The sequence below is a fragment of the Nocardiopsis sp. NPDC049922 genome, assembly GCF_040660275.1.
In the GTDB taxonomy this organism is placed as follows: domain Bacteria; phylum Actinomycetota; class Actinomycetes; order Streptosporangiales; family Streptosporangiaceae; genus Nocardiopsis.
Genome location: NZ_JBFAME010000039.1, coordinates 1 through 15,190, shown reverse-complemented (window position 1 = coordinate 15,190; position 15,190 = coordinate 1). Strand labels below are relative to the sequence as shown.

Annotated in this window: 17 protein-coding genes; all 17 read right to left on the bottom strand. The window is 69.2% G+C overall.

Going from position 1 to position 15,190, the window contains the following annotated elements; genetic code table 11:
- On the bottom strand, positions 1-460 hold a 460-nt coding region (locus tag AB0I72_RS28025), incomplete at its 3' end, for a hypothetical protein (RefSeq protein ID WP_358574023.1).
- Positions 461-571: 111 nt separating this feature from the next.
- The gene (locus AB0I72_RS28020) at positions 572-1,204 is read right to left on the bottom strand and encodes a hypothetical protein (RefSeq protein ID WP_358574021.1); all 633 of its coding nucleotides are present in this window, start codon (positions 1,202-1,204) and stop codon (positions 572-574) included.
- A gap of 129 nt (positions 1,205-1,333) precedes the next feature.
- Entirely contained in the window at positions 1,334-1,576 is a 243-nt protein-coding gene (locus tag AB0I72_RS28015) for a hypothetical protein (protein ID WP_358574018.1), read from the bottom strand.
- 28 nt (positions 1,577-1,604) lie between these two features.
- Complete coding sequence (locus AB0I72_RS28010) at positions 1,605-1,985, bottom strand: hypothetical protein (RefSeq protein WP_358574016.1); 381 nt, start codon at positions 1,983-1,985, stop codon at positions 1,605-1,607.
- 759 nt (positions 1,986-2,744) lie between these two features.
- Positions 2,745-5,255 (bottom strand): OmpA family protein, encoded by a 2,511-nt coding sequence (locus AB0I72_RS28005; protein WP_358574014.1) that lies wholly within the window; start codon positions 5,253-5,255, stop codon positions 2,745-2,747.
- Positions 5,256-5,486: 231 nt separating this feature from the next.
- Positions 5,487-5,903 carry a pilus assembly protein TadG-related protein gene (locus AB0I72_RS28000; RefSeq protein WP_358574011.1) on the bottom strand — a complete coding sequence of 139 codons (417 nt, stop codon included), beginning with the start codon at positions 5,901-5,903 and terminating at the stop codon, positions 5,487-5,489.
- On the bottom strand, positions 5,900-6,277 hold the full coding sequence (locus AB0I72_RS27995) for a TadE/TadG family type IV pilus assembly protein (protein ID WP_358574009.1): 378 nt from the start codon (positions 6,275-6,277) through the stop codon (positions 5,900-5,902). The genes AB0I72_RS28000 and AB0I72_RS27995 overlap by 4 nt, the downstream gene beginning before the upstream one ends.
- Positions 6,278-6,330: 53 nt before the next feature.
- Positions 6,331-6,738, bottom strand: a complete 408-nt coding sequence (locus AB0I72_RS27990) for a TadE/TadG family type IV pilus assembly protein (protein WP_358574007.1) — start codon at positions 6,736-6,738, stop codon at positions 6,331-6,333.
- Positions 6,735-6,893, bottom strand: coding sequence for a hypothetical protein (locus tag AB0I72_RS27985; RefSeq protein WP_358574006.1), 159 nt, complete (start codon positions 6,891-6,893; stop codon positions 6,735-6,737). Before AB0I72_RS27985 ends, AB0I72_RS27990 begins: the two co-directional genes overlap by 4 nt.
- A 64-nt stretch (positions 6,894-6,957) precedes the next feature.
- Positions 6,958-7,623 carry a hypothetical protein gene (locus AB0I72_RS27980; RefSeq protein ID WP_358574005.1) on the bottom strand — a complete coding sequence of 222 codons (666 nt, stop codon included), beginning with the start codon at positions 7,621-7,623 and terminating at the stop codon, positions 6,958-6,960.
- Between the two features lie 206 nt (positions 7,624-7,829).
- Positions 7,830-8,693: a type II secretion system F family protein gene (locus AB0I72_RS27975; RefSeq protein WP_358574003.1), complete on the bottom strand. Its 864-nt coding sequence runs from the start codon at positions 8,691-8,693 to the stop codon at positions 7,830-7,832.
- Between the two features lie 41 nt (positions 8,694-8,734).
- Positions 8,735-9,970: an ATPase, T2SS/T4P/T4SS family gene (locus AB0I72_RS27970; protein ID WP_358574001.1), complete on the bottom strand. Its 1,236-nt coding sequence runs from the start codon at positions 9,968-9,970 to the stop codon at positions 8,735-8,737.
- 77 nt (positions 9,971-10,047) lie between these two features.
- Complete coding sequence (locus AB0I72_RS27965; RefSeq protein ID WP_358573998.1) at positions 10,048-10,701, bottom strand: hypothetical protein; 654 nt, start codon at positions 10,699-10,701, stop codon at positions 10,048-10,050.
- A 287-nt stretch (positions 10,702-10,988) separates the two neighbouring features.
- On the bottom strand, positions 10,989-11,705 hold the full coding sequence (locus tag AB0I72_RS27960; RefSeq protein ID WP_358573995.1) for an SAF domain-containing protein: 717 nt from the start codon (positions 11,703-11,705) through the stop codon (positions 10,989-10,991).
- A gap of 35 nt (positions 11,706-11,740) precedes the next feature.
- Complete coding sequence (locus tag AB0I72_RS27955) at positions 11,741-12,310, bottom strand: hypothetical protein (RefSeq protein WP_358573992.1); 570 nt, start codon at positions 12,308-12,310, stop codon at positions 11,741-11,743.
- Between the two features lie 239 nt (positions 12,311-12,549).
- Entirely contained in the window at positions 12,550-12,915 is a 366-nt protein-coding gene (locus AB0I72_RS27950; protein WP_358573989.1) for a hypothetical protein, read from the bottom strand.
- 1,376 nt (positions 12,916-14,291) lie between these two features.
- Positions 14,292-15,190: NlpC/P60 family protein (locus AB0I72_RS27945; RefSeq protein WP_358573986.1), on the bottom strand; the 899-nt coding region annotated here is incomplete at its 5' end.

Genomic DNA, 15,190 nt, shown 5'->3' with positions numbered 1-15,190 from the left:
CACAGGTGGTGAAGGTGATCCTGGGGTCGTCGCGGAAGGTGTAGGTGTCGGTGACCGTGGTCAGCCCCGTGTCGGTGCGCTCGTACTTCGGTCGGTGGTTCACGTCCATCCCGTTCAGGCACATGTCGTCGCGCAACCGTCGCACCAGGGCTCCGGTGCGCATGGTGCGGTGGGCCCAGTTGTCCAGACAGTCCCAGATCTGCTCGGTCAACCTGTAGGCGATCATGTCGAGGTCGCCGTCGTAGTGGTCGAGGTCGCAGGCGAAGTCGCCGTGGCCGTAGAGGATGACGTTGGCTCGGTTGTCCAGGGCCAGCGTCTGGGCGCGGGTGAGCTCGATGATGTTCTGGTTCAGCCCGGCGGTGATCAGGGTCCCCGGCCCGGACTGACGCAGGTCGATCAGCATGGGGATGGTGACCTCCTCGTCGGCGAACCGGTCACGCATCGTACGGATGATCGTCACGGTGAGTCCCTTCGTGTGGGCGCGCCGAACACAGCGCCCGGCGCGAGGTGTGCGGTCTGGGGTGGAGGGGCCACCCTCGTGAGGTGGGGTGGCCCCGAAAGTGCGGCCCGGTTAGCCGTTCAGGTGGTCGTACACGTCCAGGTGCGCAGTCACCATCGCGGTGAGGGTGGCGGTGATCATCGCGCTGGGCACGGTGGCCGCGTCGAAGGCCAGGCCGTAGTCGCTGACCGTGGTGTACTCCGGCAACACGTGGGTACGCAGCCGTACCGGTTCGGCGTAGCCGAGCGGGACCGTGACCTGAACCTGCGCCTTGCCGTCAGGGCGTGCGTAGGTGTCGGTGATGGTGGGCACAGACCCGTCCCCGCCGTAGGTGTGCACGGGACCGGCCGGGTAGACGCCTCGCTGGTCCAGGCTGTGGCGGATCGGGGCCAGGGTCGGGGTCATCGCCTTGACCAGGGCCCATTCCGTCAGCCAGTCGTTGGCGATGTCGGTCAGGTCCTCGGCCAGGGCGAAGTCGTCACGGGGCTCGTCGTTGTCCTCACGAGTCTCGGTGAGGGTGTCCAGGCCACGCCCCGGGGCGATGATCATGGTCAGCTCGTCCAGGTGACCGGTGGGCAACTGGACCTGGACCCGCCCGGAGGCCTCGTTCCAGACCAGGAGGCTGGCCGGTCCCACATCACGCATCCGGGCGACATGCGCGGCCCTGACCTCGATGCGGCTGATGTAGTGCATACTCGTGCTCACAGCACACTCCCTTTCATGGGTTGTTGTGTAGGGCCCGCGCCCAGCCGACCGAGGCTGGATACCTGTCCGGTGGGCGCGGGTGTCTTCGGTGGGGCCGGTCTGAAGGTGACCGCCTTCAGACCGGCCTCATCAGGCCGAGGTGAACTCCTTCAGGGGCACGAACACGACCGGCCGCAGGGGCTTGAGCCCGCCCTTGTGCGACCCGGAGTCGTTGCTCCAGTCAGGGCAGAGTTCCGTGTCGTCCTGGTGGCTGAACTCCGGCCTGGTCCAACTCGGCCCCCAGTCGGTGGGCGGAAGGTCGCGCACCCCTTCCAGGCACTCCGGGCAGATCATGTCCGAGCCGAACACCCCAGGTGTGGGCCTGTTGGTCATCACGTTCTCCTTCGTCGTGGTCGTGGATTCAGCGCCGTACACCGGTTGGCATCGTGCGGTGGGCGTGGAGCTGGAACAGCACACTCCCCAGGTCCTGCCGGTACCGCTCCGCCCGCACGTGGTCCTCAGCGGCCCGTCGTGCGTCCGGGCTCGCCGGTTGGGTGCGGTACAGGTGCGCCGCCCTCCCCCGTGCGGCCAGCTCCCGGACGATCGCCTCCTCGTAGTCGCTGGCCAGCTCCCGTTCCCGTTGGGCCCGGGCCCGGTTGGCCAGCTCGGCGTCCGTCGTCGGTCGGGGCGGTGCGAATACTCGCCCCGCTATCACCGCGATAGCGCGCATGGTGCGCATGGTGCGCATGGTGCGCATGGTGCGCATGGTGCGCATGGTGCGCATGGTGCGCATGGTGCGCATGGTGCGCATTAGATAAACCCCCTAGAATTGCCGGGTGTTCGCGTTTGGCGGTCCGAGGTTCACTTGGTTGACCGGTGTTTGTCAACTCGTGTTGCGAACCTTTTTTCGCCCGCCCCGGGAACGGTGCCCGTTTCCGGGGCGGAACCCAAGGTGACCTTGGGTGACGCGGGTTTGTCAACTCGCGTCGCGGAAGAATTTTCCGCCCGCCCCGGAACCGGTGTTCCGCCCCGGGGAGCAGCCCAATAGGAACTTGGGCTGGGCGGGGTTGTCAAACCGTGGCGCGGACTTTTTCGCGGGAACTTTTCGCCGCGCGACCACAGGGAGGAACCGCGCCCGCGCGCGTACGCGCGTGAGGGCATGCCCGAGGCGGGGGTGGGCGATCATTGTTTTCATGCGCGCGGCTGATCTGGGTGATCATTAAAAAGGCACACAACGGGTGTTGTGTGCCTCTGGTTGTTTTTCATGAATAGTGGGGACTGGGAAGAGAGGGAGGGGTGGGTGGGGGAGAGGAGGGGCGGAGCGGGGGGCGGGGCGGGCCGGGCCCGCCCCGGACAAGGAGGGGGCCGGGCGCCCCCTACGTGAAGATGACTACCCACTGGGTATAAGTCTGGACACGCGTTGGCCCATCTGAACAACCCCTGACCTGCGCATATGGCCGTGGAGGGGTGGGCCACAGGGACGGCCCAGGTGTTGGCCCACTCGATGGCCCACCTGTTGGCCCTGATTCAAATCGTGTTCACTTGACCGACGGGCCCAGCCTCATGAGGTGGCCTGGGCGCCCTCCGGTGCGGCAGCGACACACTCCTGGAAGATGCGCTGACTTTCCGGACTGGGCTTTTCACCGAGGCAGGCAAGCTTGTCCTTCAACGATCGGTAGGTTTGACTCGCGGCCTCCGGTGAGCCGTTATCCTGATGCGCGATCATCAGACGCTGGTACAGCGGCTCGTTGAATTCGTCAAACGAACATGCTTTTTCCAGATACCTGATCTTCTTCGAGCTGGAGTCAGTGGCGTCGGCGAGCCTGACGCAGGCACTGACCGCCTCCCGAATACAGCGCTCCCTGGCCCGAGTCACCCATTCTTCATCACGCCCTCCCAGAAGGACTTGGGAGTGAAGTGATGCAAGTTTATCCGCGTACGCGAGATTCCCGGTTGACCCTTCCTTGCGGGCTAGGGATGCCGTCCTTGAAAACTCCCACACATCGACAGCGAAGAGCTCGGCATCGAGGCGGTACCGACTGTTCTCGTGCACGATGATCTGTTCCTTGGGGGACTCCATTAGGGGGCGTAGTACGGAGCGCAGGCTACTGGTGGCGTTACGCCGATCCACCGCGGCCTTGGTGGAGTCAGAGTCGGCGAAGCACACCTGGGTGATCTGCGCGTTGTCAGCGCCCTTCGGGTGTAGGGCGAGGAAGGACAGCAGGGTCCATGCCACCGATCGGAGCCCCCTCACGGGCTCACCGTCGAAGGTGAGCTCCGGCTCGGGTGCGAACAACCGCACCCGCAGCCGGGGCTCGGGATGTGGATCCGTTCCTGGGAGTGCCGGGCTCGTGGGCTGTTCCTCCTCGTCCTGATGGAGCTCGTCCTTGCCCGGGCCGGGATCGTGGTCCGGCGCGGAACGGGGCTCGTGGCCGACGCTGCCCTCGGGTTGTTCCTCCTCGACCTGGTCGGGCTCGTCCGCCTCTGTTCCTCGGGTGTGCTCCGGGGCAGGTGGGGGTGCTTGGTCGACAGAGATGTCCTCGTCGTGGCCCTGTGGTGGGCTCCACAACCGCAGAGCGCCCTTGCGTGTCACCTCCCCCTGACGGGTACGAACCCGAACCCGGTGGGTGTCGGCGCAGTCCACCGTGGCCCCGACGTTGTCGATGTCGCCGAGCACGCTCACCACCACCCCAGCAGTGGCGGTGAGCGCCGTGGGCGCTCCCTGGTCGAGGTCGCTTGCTTCCACCACGACCAGCACAGACTGAGGAGCCGAAGTTGCGGGCGCGCCGAGCTCGTCGCCGTGCTCGTCCTGGTGGCGTGCCAGGGCCAGTAGCTCCACCTCCGCCGCGACCTGTGCCTGGGCAAGGTCGGAGGTCACCTGCACACCCCCCAGCGGTGTGCCTTCCGCTACGAGGGCCGTGGCGACCGCGCGGGTGGCGATGACGGGCCCGGGGGCGTGATCTGTGACCAGGGCCGCGAGCACGCGCGCCGCGTGGGCTCCGACGAACGCCACACCACCGACACTGTTCACCCGAAGCTTGTCGCCGATGAGCAGGTAACCGTCGTCGACGACGCCACGGGCGAGCCCTTCAGCATCGTGGCGCACCAGGTTCTCCTGGCCCGACGCGGCGTCGTCGGCACCAGGGTCCGCCGAGCGGTCCTCGGGACTATCCGTGGGCCCACCACGAGCACCTGGCTTGCGATGCGTCGCCGATGCCCGTCGCCGTCCGACCGCGTACCCCACCCCCGCACCGGCCGCCCCGGACACGAGCCCGACCCCGGCGAGATCGAGCACGGTGTTCTCCTCAGCCGCGGTGACCACACGCGTCCCCGCCCGCTCCGTGACAGGGACCGTCCCAGGGGACGCTTCTGAGGGGGTCTTGGAAGAGGAGGTCTCGGTCTCAGAGGCCGCTGACCGCTCGGGCACGGCAGCCGGGGCGGGCGTAGGGCGTTGGACGGTGTAGGAGATCTCCACCCGCCGATACTCCCCATACGAGGCACGAGGACTCGACGGGGGCTGGGCGGCACCCTTCCCGACCACCTGGATCTCGACGTCGGCGCCCAACTGGTCAGCCAGATGATCCGCGACCGCCAGGGCCCGGCGCTCCGACAGACCCTGGTTGTAGAAGGGGGTGCCGATCGGGTCGGTGTGCCCGATCACCACGACCGGCTCCTCCCGGTGCCCGAAGTCGGCGATCAGGCCGATCGTCGGTTCGAGGGACTCGGCCATCTCTGGGGTGAGGTCGGCCGAGTCGAAGGCGAACCCCGCCAGAACGCTGGTGCGGTCGAAGACGTCCTGCGGCTTCGCTTCCTCCCACACTGCTGAGGTCTCCTGGGCGGGAGACGTGTCGGCCACGGTCGGCGCTTCGGCCACCGCGTCCGTCGTGTGCGCCGCCACAGCCGCGGTCTGGGCAGAAGTCGCGGTCACACCCCCCGCCACCAACACCCACACCAGCCGCACCAACCCCACCCGAGGCACCAACCCCCGCACCGCGGCGACGACATCCAAAGCGACGACCACCAGATGGGCCGCCCACACCCCCCACAGGAACACGACGAAGAACGCGAGCACGACCTCGTCCGGCAGGCTCCCCCCGCGCAGGTACTGGACGAACCACACCCAGGTGGTGTCCGGGCCCAGCGGCCACTCCAACCGGGTCGCCAACCACGGCGGCCCCACCAACAAGGCCACCGTGACCAGCACTTCCCCCGCCACGGACCACCCGCTTCGCGGCATACCTCTTCCCTTCGATTCTCATCGGACCTGCCTCTCCGGGCATGGGCGGTGCAGCCTGGCGCGGCATCACCCCAGCGGGGGTTGGAGCGCCGCAGCGGCGGCCTCCGCTTCGATCTCGCGCGCCCCGATCGGCAACAGGTCAGGGGTGTGAGTGGTGTGGGCCAGCACGACCACCCGGTTGTCCTCGACGACCACCTGCCCGCCCAAACCTGCTGAGCCCAGGTGGTCGAGGGCGGCCTGACTGGCCTCGGCAGCGTCCAAGACCGGACTGCCTCCGGCGAGGCTCGCCGCGCCGTCCAACTGGTGGGCCCCGGCCCTGGCCGCGGAATGCGCCACCGACAACAGCTCCGCTTTCGCCACCAGCATCTGGCCCGCCTCCCACACCAGCGCGAACACGATCATCACGACGGGCACGAGCATGAGTAGGAACACCGACGCCTGCCCCTGATCCCCGCGTCGCCACAGTTCTGCCAGTCGGGTCATGGTGTCTGTCCTCGGTTGGGGTCAACGGGTGAGGAGGCGGTGGAGTGCAGGGTGCGCTGCCCGCCGAAGCCGCCCAGGTCGATAACGGTGACCGTGCACTCCACCTCCACACGAACCTGCTCAGCTGTCTCGAACCGGGGAACGTCCACAGTGGCGGCGAAGGAGCTGCAGGCCACGCCCCGATCGGCCAGCTCCCGCTGCGCCGTCGACCGTGCCTGGGCGCGGGCGGAGACCGTGTCGCGTTGCAGCGAGGCGGCCCGCGCGGCGGACGAGGCCGCGTCCTGGGTGATCAGAGCCGCCGAGACCTGACGGCCAGCGATCACCACCAGCACCAGGACCACGACCAGCACCGGGACGAGCAACACCAGCTCCACCGACGCGCTCCCCGTATCGTCACGGCCCCGCCGCAGCCCTCTCCGCCAGACCTTCATGGCGTGAGGTGTTCGACCGGGCCGGACATCTCCGAGGACACCGGCAAACCGACCCCCGGCAGCAGACTCGCGCTTCGCGCTGTCACCTGCACCCGCGCGGCCTCGACGGTGCGGTCGACCTCGACCTCCACCCTGCGCAGAACTCTGCCGCCCAGCTGGGTCTGGGCCTGCTCAGCCCGCTCGCGAGCCAACGCGGTAGAGCCGTCGTAGGCGCGGGCCGCGGCCAGGGTCTGGGAGGCGATCGCCTGGGCGCGGTGCTGGGCATGCGCCCACACCCCCACCTGCACCACCCCCACGACCATCACGAACACGATCGGCAGGATGAACAACGGCTCCGCGCTCCCCCGGTCACTACCTCTCCCCCAACCCCGACCGCTGCGGCGGCGCACGGGTGGCGGGTTCACCGGGCCACCCCCAGGTCGATGGACTCGGCCGCCGTGGTGAACTCGGTGACGAGGATGCCTCCGACGACGGTGGCGATGGTGATCGACACCATGATGATCAGGATCCAGTCCGTGGTCGCCGACCCCGCATCCGACATCGCTTTGCGTGACGGCATGAGCCACGTGCGTACACACCCATGGGCACGCCGAAGGCGTTCCTTCATCAGGAGCCCTCCCTGTCTAGAAACCGGCCATCACGTGGGTGAGGGCGACATAGCTGATCAACAGCAGGAACCCGGCCACCAGACCCATGGTGGGCAGGGTCATGCGTTCGGTGGCCGCGTGCGCGGCGGCCTCGGCCTCGGCCAGACGACGCGCCCGCAACGACGTCGCCTTCGCGGTCAACGAGGCGCGGGTGCGCGCCCCCGAGGCCCCGCCCAACCGCAACGACCCGGCCAGCTCACCGAGCTCGCCCACCCCGGTCTCCTCGGCCACCACTTCAAGCCCCTCCCAGGGAGGCTGGTGGCGCAGCGACGCGACATGCACCGCTTGGCGAAGGCGCTCCGGGGCACGGCCGTGCCCGCACTCCACGGCGGTGGTGACCGCGCCGGTCGTTCCGGCGCCCGCCGCCAACCCCATGACGACCAGGTCCGCCAACGCCGAGGTGGCCATCCGAAGTTCCGCGCGGTGCTCGCTCGCCGCGTGGTGCGCCGCCAGGTCCGGAGCCAGGAAGCACCCCGCCGCGACCAGCACGGCGAGCAGCCAGGCCATCGCGGGCACCGGCAACGTCGCACTGCCCGCGAAGAGCAGGACCGTTCCCAACACGAGCCCGATCCCAGTGGCGGCGGCCTTCTCCGCCCGATACGCCTCCACCGACGCACCCGACACCGCGAGCGTCCGGCACATGACCTGACCCGGTATGCCCACCCTGGTCAGAAGGTGTCCCGCACGATGACCTACCCGCTGCGCCCACCCCTGTCCGGAAGGAGCCGACGGTTTCGAGGCCCGGCGGGGTGTGAGGCGTTCGACCAACGAAGGGCGACGCAGCGCGTAGGCGGTGACGAACCCTCCCGCACCGAGCATGGCCCCGGTAACGGACATCACGGCTGCACTCACCTGACACCACCTCCCACCGCAACGGCGTCAACTGGGGCGGGGCGGAAGGAGCGCGGCACCTTCACCGGTGCGGCCAACCGGGCCATCCAGAAGAACGAGACCGCCCACAACCCTCCGGCCAGGGCAAGCACGAGCTGGCCGGTGAATGTGCTCAGCGGCTGGAGGAAGGCAGGATTGAACGCGGCCATCCCCACCAGCATGAGGGTGGTCGCGGCGGCGATGATGCGCACCGAGGAACGCACCCTGGCCCGCGACGCCGACACTCGGCCCACCGTGGTCGCCCGCTCACGTGCAGCCTCCGCCAACCGTGACAGCGCCCCGGCCACGTCCCCGCTCTGCCGGGAGGCGCCCATGGTCAGCGTGATCGCGATCAGATCCCCTAGATCGGCATCGACTTGCCGGGCGAACACCCCGACTGCCTGTTCCATCGACTGCCCGGCGCGCAACCGGGCCTCCAGATCCCGGACCTGGCCACGGATCAGGTCCGGGGCCACGGGCACGGTGGCGGTGATGGCCTGGTGCAAACCGGAGGCGCCGGTGATCATGTCGCGCAGCTGCTCGGCCCAGGAAGCGAGTGCCTCGGCGAGGTCGGCTTCAGCGCGGGCCGTGGTGTCAGGGCCGAGCAAGACCGGCATCCACCACCCGGCCACCGCGGCGAGCACCACCCCCACCGGCCACCCCGTCACCACACCCACCAGAACCCCTGCCACTGCGGCGCCCGCCGCACGCACCCACAACCGGCGCTGGGCCAAAAGCGTGGTCCAACGGTGGAGGCGAGGCGTGGCGGGGACAGTACGCCAGGGGACGAGGGTCAGCGCGTAGGCGGCGCAGGCGATCCCCGCCCCGTACAGCGCGCCCACGCAAGCAAGGCTGACGATCCCCCACTCCCAAGGTGGCGTCATCACGCCCACCCCCGCCCCGTGTACCCAGCCCGAACGAGGCGCTGGCCGACCAGCCCACTCGGAGCACACACCACAGTCCCGACGGGTTCGTCGACGGACCGGGTGTACAGCTCGTTCGAGATGACCTGCTCGCCCTCCGAACCCACCACCTCGCGAACGCTGGTGACCACCCGCTCCCCCGTGGGCGCGGTGTCGATGTGCACGACCAAGTGCACCGCCGTCCCCACCAGCGACGCCGTCGCCGACGGCGTCAACCGTTCCCGGGCCTGGGCACAGTAGGCGGCCAGCTTCGCGAACACCTGCTGGCTGGACGAGGCGTGGATGGTGGACATCGACCCGTCCGTCCCCATGCTCATGGCGTTCAGCAACGCGAGGGTCTCCGGGCCCCGGGTCTCCCCGACGATCACCCGGTCCGGGCACATCCGCAACGCCGCCCGCACCAACTCGGCCAACGTCACCTCACCCACACCCTCAACATTCGGGGGACGCCCCTGCAGGGCCACCACGTCCGCGTCGGGCAGGTGGCGGTGCAGCCCCAGCTCCAACGAGTCCTCGATGGTGATCACCCGCTCGCCGTCCACCGTGCCCAACAGGGCGCGCAGCAGGGTGGTCTTGCCCGCGTTCGTGGCCCCGGAGATGATCATGTTCGCCCGGGCCCGGAGCGCCGCGATGAGCAGATCGCGTGCGGTCTGGTCGACCATCCCCGACCGGGCCAGGTCCTTCAACCGCAGGTGCCGGGAAGGGTGACGCCGGATCGTGACACTCGGGCGGGCCGCGATCCCGGGCATCACCGCCGACAACCGGGACCCGTCCTCCAGCTCCATGGACAGGATCGGCGCCGCCGTATCGAAGCGACGCTCCCCACCCGGGGCGCGGGCGGCGGCCCGCTGCACCAAGGCGACGAGGTCGGCATCGGTATCCACCACGCTCGGGCGGCGCTGGCGGCGTCCCCCGCCGAAGTCCACGACCACCGGATCGTTGCCGATCACGTGAATATTCTCCACGCCCGGCTCGGCCAGCAGCTCCTCCAACGGCCCCAACCCCAGAACATGGTCCAGAACCAGTTGCCGCAGCCGCGCCTCATCGGCCGGTGCCAGCCCTGATGTGCCTTGGATCAGGGCGGTGCGTGCCCGCTCCTCCAACAACCTGCTCACCAGGTGGGCCACACGGTCCTCATCCGCCGCCTCGCCGGGGGTGGTGATGAGCTGTTCGGTGACCCGGCCGGCAAGAGCCACCGCGGCAGCCCGAAGGGACACCTCCTCCGCCCCTGCTTCCATAGAGGATGGAAGGGGCCGAAGGTCGTTCATCGTCGTCACGCCACATTCACCACCGTCGAGTCACGCTGGTCCCCGGACGCTCCGACACCGTGTTCCCCGTGGGGCGAGCCGCTGTGTTTCTCGTGGGGCAGGCCGAGGCCCGAGAAGTCGTCGCACAGCTCCGCCAGGGACTTGGCGGCCCTGATCAACGGCACCCACTCCAAACTGTCGGGATCACGACGCTCGGACCACCACGCGGCCAGACGGTCCCGCAACCGGGTCGGCGGGCGGTGCTCGCCCCGCACCAGCCCCGCCCCCGTAGGGTCGTGCGGGATCCGCGCCCACACCGGCAAACCCGACGCCACCTTCGACACCTCACCATCGGAGTGCGGGCAGGAGCCGGTGACGGCCAGACCGACCCGTGTCCCGCCCTCCTTCAGGGAGGCCAGGATCGGGGCGCACGCCCGCAACCGGGCCGCATGCCCCACATCGCCCGGATCGGTGAGAACCACGACCGTGTCGGCGTGACGAACCAGGGACGCCCCCGCGGACCCCGGCACCGCCCGCCCCACATCCACCACAACCACCCGCCCGGTCCGGAGCAGGGCGGGGTTGTGGGCCAACATGTCCACCGCCCGCCCCGCCTCCAACGGATCGGCCGGAGCGGGCACCACCCGCAGCCCACCCGGCAACTCGACCGCGTGGTTCACCAACGGGGTATGGGCCGACGACGCACCCTCGACCCCCGCCTCCGCCCACGCATCAGCGGATACCGGAACCGGCGCTGGTGCTGGTGTGCGGGAGGCAGCGGCCAACGACACCAACCCCTTGTCCGTGTGATGGAGGTCGATGCCGTGCCAGGCCGCCAGATCCCCACCAGAGGCATCAGCCTCCACCAACACCGGAACCGTCACCGGGGACGAGGGCCAGGACGCCGCCAGCGCGGTCGCCAGACTCGTCACCCCCACAGCCCCACCCAGGGAGCACACCGCGACGATCACTCCCCACCCCCCACCACCGCGACCGCCCGCACGTCCTCGTACGGGTTCAGGACCAACAGCTGCGCTGGCGCCTCAGCCACCGCCCGGGAGACATAGGTGGCCTGGTCCCGAGACATCACCACCTCCACGACCCGCTCCCCGGCCCCGAGCGTGTCCTCGGCGGGTACGACCCGGTGCACCGACCCCGTGACCGCACCCAACGAAGCATCCGCACCGCCGTCGCCACCGGTGGGGGCGACCACGTCCACCGTCGCCCCCGCCTCCAGGCCGTGCGGCACCATGGACACGGGCACCGCCACCACCGCCCGCCCCAAATCCGGCCACACCACGCTCTCCCCGACCGAACCGTCCACCAACGGAGACCCCTCCAACGTCGGCCGGGTCAACACCCGCCCCTGGACCTGTTGTGGGGACAGCAGCCGCACCCCCTCGACCTCGCCCATCTCGACCGGCCTGACATCGGACGCGGTGAGCACGTGCCCGGCCGGGAGATCGGCCGCCAGCACCGCGACCGGACGCGCGTCATCCAACACCCACCCGGTCCACGCCCCGGCCATGCCTCCCGCACCGATCAACCCGGCCGCGAGCAGGGCCCACTTCCACCGGCGACGCGAGACGGCCGCCAGACGCACCGACTCCCACTCCCGCCCACCGGCCTCCTGGCTTTCTTCATTTTTCCGATCGGTTTGTTTGGGATTCGCGAGCGCGACCATCCCTCCCCCTTCACCTCAACGTGATGTCTGTGCTGTCAGCGGATGTCGGTGACCACCGCGTGGATCTCACTCACCGGCACCGCCACCGTCGACGCGGTGGTCAGGTCCGCCAGCTCCCCGCCCCGCCCGTCCGAGGCCGACCAGGACACCGCCCACTCCCACACCGCGACCAGGTCCACCGTCGCCCCCGCCCCGCCCGGAGGCAGGGTGGTGTAGGTGTGGCCGCAGTCCGGAGACCCCTCCTCCCGATAGACGTCCGGGGAGAACACCGTGCCCGGCGCCTCGCACACCACCTCGTGACCGTCACCGGTGTCCCACACCACCCGCCGCGGAGAGGCGACCACCGTCACCGACCCAGCACTGACCGACGCGGTCGCACTGACTGGCTCCCAGTCCTGTTCGTCGACCCACATCCACGAGGGCAGGTTCACGAACCTCGGCCTGCCCAGAGGCGGCGCGGTCCCGATGGCGGGCTCAGGCAGCCGCATCCTCGACCGCGCCTGCTCAGCCAGCGCGGCGGGGTCGAACTCGGGTCCGCTGGTCCTGTTGACCAACCCCGCGCAGCGGCCCAGCGGTCCCTCCTCCCTCGACTGCGCGAACGCCATGTCCGTCGACACACAGGTCGGGCCGGTGCCCTCGCTCCCCTCCCCACGGCCTCCACCCGAGGGGCCTTCGACAGCCGCCGGGACACGGCCAGGTGCGTGGGCCGTGACGCTGCACGCGCCGTTCGCACACGAGGTGTGCCCGTCGAATCCGGGATCATCAGCCCAGGCGGCAGGAGCGAACACGACCAGACACGTTCCGGCCCATACGCTGCACAGGAGCACCCTGGACGGTGTGTGAATCAGCACGCGCCCTGCTCCCCCAGCCATAGCTCCTCGACTTTCCACTGGTTCTCAACCAGGGTCACCGTGGCCGCGTACAGCCTCGTATTCCGTTCCGATGTATCGCGAGCCGGATGGCCCTCCAGCACCCATGCGGTGTTGTCCATGCAGTCCTCGATCACGACCTTCGGTGGATCGGAATCCATGTCGATTTCCGCCACTTCTGGGCGTAGAACGGGCTCCCCCGCTGCGGTAGCGCCGTCCAACATGTCCGTTGCCAGCTCACGCGCCTGCCCCCGGGCGTGCACCTCCAGATCCGGGTGGTCTTCGGCTCCCTCCAAGGAGCCGTCGACCAAGGCCCGCATCATCCCGAGGTAGGCATCCACCGCCGCCTCCTCGACCGTCGGCGACGGGCTGGCCGGTGCTGTGAGGGTCGGGGGCGTGGGCGTCGGCTCGTGGATGGGATCGCTCTCTTGGACCGCGCACCCCACCAACACCACCACCGCTACCGCAGCCCAACCCGTCACAGGCACGCGCATCCCTCACCGCCGAATCCTCACCGGGCACGACCCCAACGCCGCGCTTTCGATGAGTGACACTAACCACACCCAGAGTCACCTCACAACCAGTTTCCGGATACTCACCGTGACCAAAAATGTGAAGAGAACCACCGCGATCCGATGTCGCACGCTCTACCAGCACAAACACGAAGGCGAGGCACGCGAAAGGGCCTGCCCCCGGTGAGGAGACAGGCCCGAATCACCGCTCGTTTTTCAGGCCACGGGCGTACGTTGCGTGTGCCATTGACGAATCAGCCCCGCCAATTCGTCCCACTCGCCAGGAGTTCCCGAATCAGTACCCTGGTCACAGGCGTGGGGTGTGGATGCCCGCTGGAAGGAGCTCTGGGGAGACGTTCGTCGCCGCTGGGCGCGTTGGCGCTGTTCGTGCGCGACCAGGTAGGGGCGTACCGCCCGCACCCCGTCATCGTCCACACACCACCCGAACTCCGGCAACTCCACCACGGTGTCGGCCGAGGCTTCCGCCTCGCCCTGGGTGAACAGGTCCCACGCCCGATCCGCGTGCGTGCGCCGCGCCTGCTCGTAGCGCCCGACCCACTCCGGCTCACGGCGCGAAGGTGGAGTGGGCGGGTTCGCGGGTTCCGGCCGTGAGGGCGAGGTCGTCGTGCTGGTCGACGGGGCCGGGCGTGACGGCGGCGCGGGCTTCTTCCCGACGATCGCCTCGAGTACCGTGCCCACGACCCGCCGCGCACGGCTGGCCCATCCCTGTCGGCGCCTGCGGTGCCGACCCGTACCATGGCTCATAGATCTTCCTCCTGCTCATTCAGGTGGCGGATCACGCCTCGGACGGTGCTGCTATCACCGTCCGAGGCGGCTTCTCCATTTGGGTTGTCTTCGTGGCTTTTGTGCGTTGGGCGGAGCGGGTGTCAATGGCCCCGGGGGTTCGCCTCAAGGCTGCGCTTCCTCACCCCACCCGGCACGACGCGATCGGTTCCGCTATCCGGTGTCAGCCCCCGTCGAGGGCAGGTCGAGGCGGGTGTTTCTCAGGACACTCACGGGCATGGCAAATGACCCCATTTCAGACATACGAATGGAACCGTTCAATTGGGATTGGTCGTGTTCACCCGGGCTGACCAGCGGTTTTGATGTTTCCCCATACTCGCGAGAAGTTTCAACCCGGATGGTTCAGAAAAGTCATGGCACCCGAAAAAGATGGGCGCGCCCACGACGTGTTGGGGGACCTGTCAGCCCGGGCGGACGGCCGCGACGAACCGGGCCCTGTAGTAGTCACCGGCCACCGGCTCCACCCTGATACTCCGGCCGGTTCCTGGGGCGTTGACCATCTGCCCGTCACCGACGTACATCGTCACGTGTGAGGGTGACTTGCCTGCTCCGGTGTCGTAGAACAACAGGTCCCCCGGCCGCACCTGGTCGAGCGCCACGCGCGTTCCGGTGTTGACCTGGTCGGTGGTCACACGCGGAAGGCCCACCCCGGCCGCCTCCCACGCCCGCATCACCAACCCCGAGCAGTCGAACGCCCCCGGCCCCGTCCCACCCCACAGATACGGTTTGCCGACCTGGCCCAGAGCCCACTCCACCGCTACCCGGCCCTGCGCACTGGTGGCCTCCACCCCCGAACCGAGACCTGGGGCCGCGTCGGCGGCCAACTCGGCGTAGACGCCGATGTGCCCCCTCACCTCCTGGACGTAGGACGCCGAGTGGTTGTAGCGCCCCAGCGCCACCTCGAGATCGTCCTCATCACCGAAGTCCACGACCTCCGCGTCCGGGTTGCTGACGCACAGGTACACCGCCGCACTCCACGCGGCGTCGAAGGCGTTGTGCGGGTCAGCGACACCGTCACCGGTCGCGTCCAGGCCGTGGGACGCCCACGTGGACGGGAGGAACTGCATGGGGCCCACCGCCCGGTCGAACTCCACGTCCCCGTCCCACACCCCCTGGTCGCTGTCGGTGTGCGGTGTCGTGTTGCCTCCAGCCCCCGACCCGTCCAGGCGAGGACCCGTGATCGGCGGATCCACCTTCCCCGAGGAGGCCACCTCGTGTCCGGCGGCGTGGTTCGATTCGACCTTCCCGATCCCGGCCAGGACCGGCCACGTCATCCCCCTGCACCCCCGATACGCCGCTT

What these genes read in the sequence shown, in the direction of transcription:
- AB0I72_RS28015 (WP_358574018.1), bottom strand. Translation starts at nt 1,576, where the DNA reads ATGACCAACAGGCCCACACCTGGGGTGTTCGGCTCGGACATGATCTGC.
- AB0I72_RS28010 (WP_358574016.1), bottom strand. Translation starts at nt 1,985, where the DNA reads ATGCGCACCATGCGCACCATGCGCACCATGCGCACCATGCGCACCATG.
- AB0I72_RS28000 (WP_358574011.1), bottom strand. Translation starts at nt 5,903, where the DNA reads ATGACCCGACTGGCAGAACTGTGGCGACGCGGGGATCAGGGGCAGGCG.
- AB0I72_RS27985 (WP_358574006.1), bottom strand. Translation starts at nt 6,893, where the DNA reads ATGCCGTCACGCAAAGCGATGTCGGATGCGGGGTCGGCGACCACGGAC.
- AB0I72_RS27980 (WP_358574005.1), bottom strand. Translation starts at nt 7,623, where the DNA reads ATGTGCCGGACGCTCGCGGTGTCGGGTGCGTCGGTGGAGGCGTATCGG.
- AB0I72_RS27960 (WP_358573995.1), bottom strand. Translation starts at nt 11,705, where the DNA reads ATGGTCGCGCTCGCGAATCCCAAACAAACCGATCGGAAAAATGAAGAA.
- AB0I72_RS27955 (WP_358573992.1), bottom strand. Translation starts at nt 12,310, where the DNA reads ATGGCGTTCGCGCAGTCGAGGGAGGAGGGACCGCTGGGCCGCTGCGCG.